This window comes from Pradoshia sp. (assembly GCF_051873915.1).
Lineage (GTDB): Bacteria > Bacillota > Bacilli > Bacillales > Pradoshiaceae > Pradoshia.
In genome coordinates, this window is record NZ_JBJEFJ010000069.1 from 1 (window position 1) to 2,580 (window position 2,580).

The window sequence follows — 2,580 nt, forward strand, 5'->3', positions numbered from 1 at the left end:
TCTTGGGGGAGATAAGCCTGTTATCCCCAGGGTAGCTTTTATCCGTTGAGTGATGGCCCTTCCATACGGTACCACCAGATCACTAAGCCCGACTTTCGTCCCTGCTCGAGTTGTCTCTCTCGCAGTCAAGCTCCCTTATACCTTTACACTCTGCGAATGATTTCCAACCATTCTGAGGGAACCTTTGGGCGCCTCCGTTACACTTTAGGAGGCGACCGCCCCAGTCAAACTGCCCACCTGACACTGTCCCTGGCCTGGCTTACAGGTCGAGGTTAGAGCATCCTTCAAACAAGGGTAGTATCCCAACATTGCCTCCTGCAAGACTAGCGTCCTGCATTCCTTGGCTCCTACCTATCCTGTACATGTTTAAAAGATACTCAATATCAAGCTACAGTGAAGCTCCATGGGGTCTTTCCGTCCTGTCGCGGGTAACCCGCATCTTCACGGGTATTATAATTTCACCGAGTCTCTCGTTGAGACAGTGCCCAAATCATTACACCTTTCGTGCAGGTCGGAACTTACCCGACAAGGAATTTCGCTACCTTAGGACCGTTATAGTTACGGCCGCCGTTTACTGGGGCTTCAATTCAAACCTTCGCTTGCGCTAAGCTCTCCTCTTAACCTTCCAGCACCGGGCAGGTGTCAGCCTCTATACGTCATCTTACGATTTTGCAGAGACCTGTGTTTTTGATAAACAGTTGTTTGGGCCTATTCACTGCGGCTAACCACTCTCATGGCCAGCACCCCTTCTTCCGAAGTTACGGGGTCATTTTGCCGAGTTCCTTAACGAGAGTTCTCTCGCTCACCTTAGTGTTCTCCACTCGACTACCTGTGTCGGTTTGCGGTACGGGTATGTTCTCTCTGGCTAGAAGCTTTTCTTGGCAGTGTGACTACATCACCTTCGCTACTTTTACTTCGCTACTCATCACAGCTCATGTTGCTGGTTAGAAGCATTTGACTCTTAACCGCACTCGCTGCTTGAACATCGATCCAGCTCGATGCGTGTTTCGCCTCCTGCGTTCCTCCATTGCTCATAACGATTGAACACAGTACAGGAATCTCTACCTGTTATCCATCGACTACGCCTCTCGGCCTTGCCTTAGGTCCCGACTTACCCTGGGCGGACGAGCCTGCCCCAGGAAACCTTAGTCTTTCGGCGGATAGGATTCTCACCTATCTTTCGCTACTCATACCGGCATTCTCACTTCTAAGCGCTCCAACTATCCTCTCGATTAGCCTTCGCCGCACTTAGAACGCTCTCCTACCACGTGCTCTTTAAAACACATCCACAGTTTCGGTACTATGCTTAGCCCCGGTAAATTTTCGGCGCAGCGCCACTCGACTAGTGAGCTATTACGCACTCTTTGAATGATGGCTGCTTCTGAGCCAACGTCCTAGTTGTCTACGCAACTCCACATCCTTTTCCACTTAGCATAGATTTGGGGACCTTAACTGGTGATCTGGGCTGTTTCCCTTTCGACTACGGATCTTATCACTCGCAGTCTGACTCCCGTGTATGGATATATGGAATTCGCAGTTTATCTGGATTCAGTAACCCCTGACGGGCCCCTAGTCCAAACAGAGCTCTACCTCCATTATCCTCTCCACGAGGCTAGCCCTAAAGCTATTTCGGAGAGAACCAGCTATCTCCAAGTTCGTTTGGAATTTCACCGCTACCCACAACTCATCCCCGCAATTTTTAACTTACGTGGGTTCGGCCCTCCAGTGCGTTTTACCACACCTTCAGCCTGGTCATGGGTAGGTCACTTGGTTTCGGGTCTACGTCAACTAACTTCTCGCCCTATTCAGACTCGCTTTCGCTCCGGCTCCGTCTTTTCTGACTTAACCTCGCTAGTTAACGTAACTCGCCGGTTCATTCTACAAAAGGCACGCCATTGCACCTTAATGTGCTTTGACTACTTGTAGACACACGGTTTCAGGTTCTCTTTCACTCCCCTTCCGGGGTTCTTTTCACCTTTCCCTCACGGTACTGGTTCACTATCGGTCACTAATTAGTATTTAGCCTTGCGAGATGGTCCTCGCGGTTTCAACCGGGATTCCTCGTGTCCCGGCCTACTCAGGATTCTGCTAGGCGCGCTTGCAATTTCGCTTACGGGGCTCTCACCCTCTCTGGCTTACCTTCCCAGATAATTCTGCTATCACTCACGCTGCCACGTCGCAGTCCTACAACCCCAAATGATAAATCACTTGGTTTGGGCTCTTTCCTCTTCGCTCGCCGCTACTAAGGAAATCGATTTTTCTTTCTCTTCCTGCAGCTACTTAGATGTTTCAGTTCACTGCGTATTCCTTTGAATGACTATCTATTCATCATTCAATAATGCATCGCTGCATTGGGTTCCCCCATTCGGACATCTCCGGATCTTAGCGTACTTACCGCTCCCCGAAGCTTTTCGTAGTTCGTCACGTCCTTCATCGGCTTTTAGTGCCTAGGCATTCACCGTGCGCCCTTTTCTACTTGACCTTACTCAAGAATTCTCTTCTCGGTCGCTCTACAATCTGTTCTCTTTGATTGTCTCGGTTTTTTGCTTGGATTATATTCAGTTTTCAATGTACTAACTC

General features: G+C 49.5%; 1 rRNA gene. It reads right to left on the bottom strand.

Annotated features, from left to right (window positions below):
- Nucleotides 1–2,482 (bottom strand): 23S ribosomal RNA (locus ACI35L_RS07120); the annotation flags it as partial.
- Between the last annotated feature and the right edge of the window lie 98 nt (nt 2,483–2,580).